The 3,922-nt window shown below is 62.0% G+C and carries 4 protein-coding genes and 1 pseudogene; 4 read left to right on the forward strand and 1 reads right to left on the reverse strand.

What is annotated here, in order from left to right; translation table 11 throughout:
- From ABYO54_RS14855 to ABYO54_RS14870, 4 genes are all read left to right on the forward strand, one after another.
- A partial coding sequence (locus tag ABYO54_RS14855; protein ID WP_372809024.1) for an aspartate/glutamate racemase family protein occupies nt 1-398 on the forward strand: 398 nt, incomplete at its 5' end.
- Nucleotides 399-524: 126 nt separating this feature from the next.
- Nucleotides 525-1,478, forward strand: coding sequence for a malate dehydrogenase (locus ABYO54_RS14860; protein ID WP_372809025.1), 954 nt, complete (start codon nt 525-527; stop codon nt 1,476-1,478).
- The gene (locus ABYO54_RS14865) at nt 1,475-2,587 is read left to right on the forward strand and encodes a pyridoxal phosphate-dependent aminotransferase (protein ID WP_372809026.1); all 1,113 of its coding nucleotides are present in this window, start codon (nt 1,475-1,477) and stop codon (nt 2,585-2,587) included. Before ABYO54_RS14860 ends, ABYO54_RS14865 begins: the two co-directional genes overlap by 4 nt.
- A 24-nt stretch (nt 2,588-2,611) precedes the next feature.
- Nucleotides 2,612-3,070 carry a GAF domain-containing protein gene (locus ABYO54_RS14870; RefSeq protein ID WP_372809027.1) on the forward strand — a complete coding sequence of 153 codons (459 nt, stop codon included), beginning with the start codon at nt 2,612-2,614 and terminating at the stop codon, nt 3,068-3,070.
- Between the two features lie 519 nt (nt 3,071-3,589).
- On the opposite strand, the pseudogene ABYO54_RS14875 reads toward ABYO54_RS14870, so the two are convergent.
- A pseudogene (locus ABYO54_RS14875) lies at nt 3,590-3,922 on the reverse strand (hypothetical protein); the annotation flags it as partial.

The following is a 3,922-nucleotide window of genomic DNA, read 5'->3' on the forward strand; positions in this document are numbered from 1 at the left end:
CCGAGCTCGCGCAGCGCGGCTGGGATACGGTCGGTCTGGTGGGCACGCGCTTTACCATGGCGGAAGATTTCATTACGGGGCCGTTGCGCGACCGCCATCGGGTGCAGACCCTCGTCCCGCCGCCCCCGGTGCAGGGCGAGATTCAGAAAATCATCTACGACCAACTCTCCGTTGGACAGTTCGACGACGCGGCGCGCGACTATTTTCTTGGGGTCATCGATGCGCTTTCGTCGCAAGGGGCGCAGGCCGTTATTCTTGGCTGTACGGAGATTCCGCTTCTGCTGGAAGGCGTGCAATGTTCCCTTCCGCCCGTCGATTCGCTGGACTGCCATTGCCAGGCGATTGTCCGGTATATTCTGGACGAGGCGCATCCGGGGCCGGGCGCCGACGGGCTTTAATTGGGGGTCAGCCGCAAGTCCGCCTTGACTTCATTCCCGGCGTTCTTCAACCATTCCAACCCTGCCCATCTTTGCCCGACGCGCCGATCCGGCGGGCGGTATCGCGGGGAAGAGAGTTTAAACAGTATGGAAAAAACAAACCGAAACATTCAGGGACCGCGCAGCAAGGTGGCCATCATCGGCACCGGAAGCGTGGGCACCACGCTGGCGTATACGTTGATGCTGCGCGAAGTCGCCGGCGAGATTCTGCTCATCGGCCGCAACCAGGCGAAGGCCGAGGGCGAGGCGCTCGACCTCCGCCACGCCCAGGCCTTCCTGCCAAGTCCGGCGCGCGTCCGCGCCGGCGTGTTGGAAGACGCCGTCGATAGCGACGTCGTCGTGGCCTGCTTTTCCGCGCCGCAACCCGCAACGCTCACGGACCGCAACGCCATGGTGCGGAAGAATGCCGAGCTCATGCGCGAGATCTTGCCGCCGCTCGCGAAGATCGCGCCCGACTGCAAGCTCGTCATCGTTACCAATCCGGTCGACCCCATGACCTGGCTTGCGATCCAGCTGACCGGCTTTCCGCCCGAGCGCGTTTTCGGAACGGGCACCGTGGTCGATTCCATCCGGCTCCGGGAATTGCTCTCCGCCGATCTGCGCATCCACCCCGACGATCTGCGGGCCTACATTCTGGGCGAACACGGCGACAAGCAGTTTGCCGCCATGAGCCTGGCGCAGGCCGGCGGCGAACGGATCGTCCCAACGCCGGAGAGGCGGGCGTTTTGCGAGCGCGTCAAGGGCTTCGGCATCGAGATTTTCCAAAAGAAGGGCAACACCAGCTACGGCATTGCGCAGGCCACGTCGTACATCATCGAATCCATTCTGTTCGACGAGCGCCGCACCATGCCGCTGAGCGTCCTGCTCGACGGCTACCTCGGCCTGCACGATCTTTGCCTCAGCATTCCCGTGGTGGTCGGCCGCAACGGCATCGAACGCCACATCCAACCAGAACTCTCCGGGGAGGAGATCGCGCTCTTCCGCGAAGCCGCCGATACCGTCCGGAGCATCATCGACAACTTGAAAAAGGAACTGCCATGACCCAACTCGCCCAACGCACCCAACGTATCGACGCCTCCGGAATCCGCCGGGTGTTCGATCTCGCGCGCTCCCTCGAAAACCCCATCAACCTGTCCATCGGTCAGCCCGATTTCGACGTCCCGGACGGGGTGAAAAAAGCCGCATGCGACGCCATCGGGGCCGGGCACAACACCTACACGCCGACCCAAGGGATTGCGCCGCTGCGCCGGCAACTCCTGGCGGAGGAAAAAGCCTTTACCCAGCGCGACTGGAGCGAGCAGGAACTGCTCGTCACCTCGGGCGTCAGCGGCGGCCTTTTCCTTGCGCTGCTCGCACTCGTGGAAGACGGCGACGAAGTGATTATTCCCGATCCCTATTTCGTGATGTACAAGCAGCTCGTGCGGTTTCTCGGCGGCACGCCCGTCTATCTCGACACCTACGATTCGGACTTCGGCATCGATCCCGATCGGCTGGCGGCCCTCATCACCCCGAAAACGAAGGCGCTGCTGATCAACTCGCCGGCGAATCCCACCGGGCGCATCCTTTCGCGCAGCGAACTCGAAGCCGTTGCGGCGGTCTGCCGCAAACGGGGGCTGCTCGTTATCAGCGATGAAATCTACCGCCATTTCGCCTACGGTCCGATGACCTCGATGGCGGAGGTCTACGAAAACACGCTCTTGCTTGCGGGCCACTCCAAGTCTTACGGCATGACGGGTTGGCGGCTCGGCTATGCCTGCGGTCCGGCACCCATAATCAGAGCCATGACGATGGTGCAGCAATACAGCTTCGTGTGCGCGCCCGCCGTCACCCAATATGCCGCGCTGGCCTGCCCGCAGGTTGAACTCGGCCCCTACATCGACGACTATCGCGCCAAGCGCGACCTGATGGTGAGCATCTTGGGCGAGCACTTCAAGCTCGCCCCGCCGGATGGCGCCTTCTATCTCTGGGCGGAGGCGCCCGCGGGATACACCGGCACCAGCTTCGTGGAAAAGGCCATCGCCAACAACATGCTGATCATTCCCGGCGCGGTTTTCAGCGAACGCGACACCCATTTCCGCATCTGCTACACGGTGCCGGACGACATGCTCCGCAAGGGTGCCGAACTGCTCTGCAAGCTGGCCTTGGATTGAATTTGAATTGGAAGGAAGTGCACCATGGACAAACCGGCGGTATACGAACAGCTTTTCAGTGGACTCGACGCACTCTGCGCGGATGAGCCGGATGTGATTGCGCGCATGGCCACCATCGCCTGCGAGCTTTACCACGCCTTCGATCACTTCGATTGGGTGGGGTTTTATCGCAACATCGATGGGCAGTGCCTCAAGATCGGTCCCTATCAGGGATCGCACGGATGTCTCGTGATTCCGTTCACCAAGGGCGTGTGCGGCGCCTGCGCCCGCGAACGCCGGCTCCAGCACGTGCCCGATGTGGATGCGGTCGCCGACCACATCGCATGTTCCTCCACCACCCGGTCCGAGGTGGTGGTGCCAATGATCACGGAAACGGGCGAGTTGGTCGGGGTGCTGGACATCGACTCCAACACGCTCGATGCGTTCGACGCGATCGACCTGCAGGAACTGCCGAAGATCAACCGCTATTTCGAAGCGCCGTGACCCGCGCCGGTTGCCTGAGCGTGCGGACCCCAAAAAAAAAACCGCCGGATATGATCCGGCGGGGTAGGGTTTATGCCGCAGTTGGAGCCAATCCGCGGCTCAGGAGCGCGGCAGGCGGTTAGTTCGCCGATAACGCAGGCACTACGTCCAGCGGGGCTAGACTGCCTTCCATCGCTTCAACCTTGCTCCTGACATAGTCGCGCGGAGGCGGGCCGCTGCCCGGGTTGTTCTCCTGCTGCGAAACCGTGGCCGGCGGCGTTCCCGCCGGCTCGGTTGCTACTGTCGCTTGAGGGTGCGGTTCGGGCGCTACCTTGATCATCTCCGGTGAAGTTGCCCCCTCCGGTTCCTTCTGCGCGACGACCGGCTCTTCTTCCGTTGCCGTTGGGGTCTTGCACCCTGCCAGCGACAACATTGCGGCGCAACACAGGACGCCGGGAATCCATTTCCCGACCCGGGGTCTTCTTGTTTTTGTCATAAGATCACCTAAACCTCTTCGATTGGCTGTGCAGGTTCTTGCCGTTATTTCGGGCTGATCGGAACCGTCTCGATCGGCTTCAAGCTGTCTTCCAGCTTTTCAACCGGTTTCTTTTCGGGAGGCGGTGCCGGTTCCGGTGCTTCAACAATCACGGTTGGGACCACGGGTTTTTTGCGTTCCGGCTTGTATTCGCTTTTCACGGGCTTGTTCGAAATGAAAACCGACAGTCCGTCGACGACATAATGCTGCGACTGCGCGAGAACGTTGCCGTCCAAGACCATCCAGACATAGCACTCGTCGGTTTCGGGATCGAACCACAGGGCGCGCTGACGGCTACCCGCCAAGACGATGTCGAGGATGTCCCGATCGACGCCGAG

The organism is Pontiella sp. (assembly GCF_041622395.1).
Taxonomy (GTDB): Bacteria; Verrucomicrobiota; Kiritimatiellia; order Kiritimatiellales; family Pontiellaceae; genus Pontiella.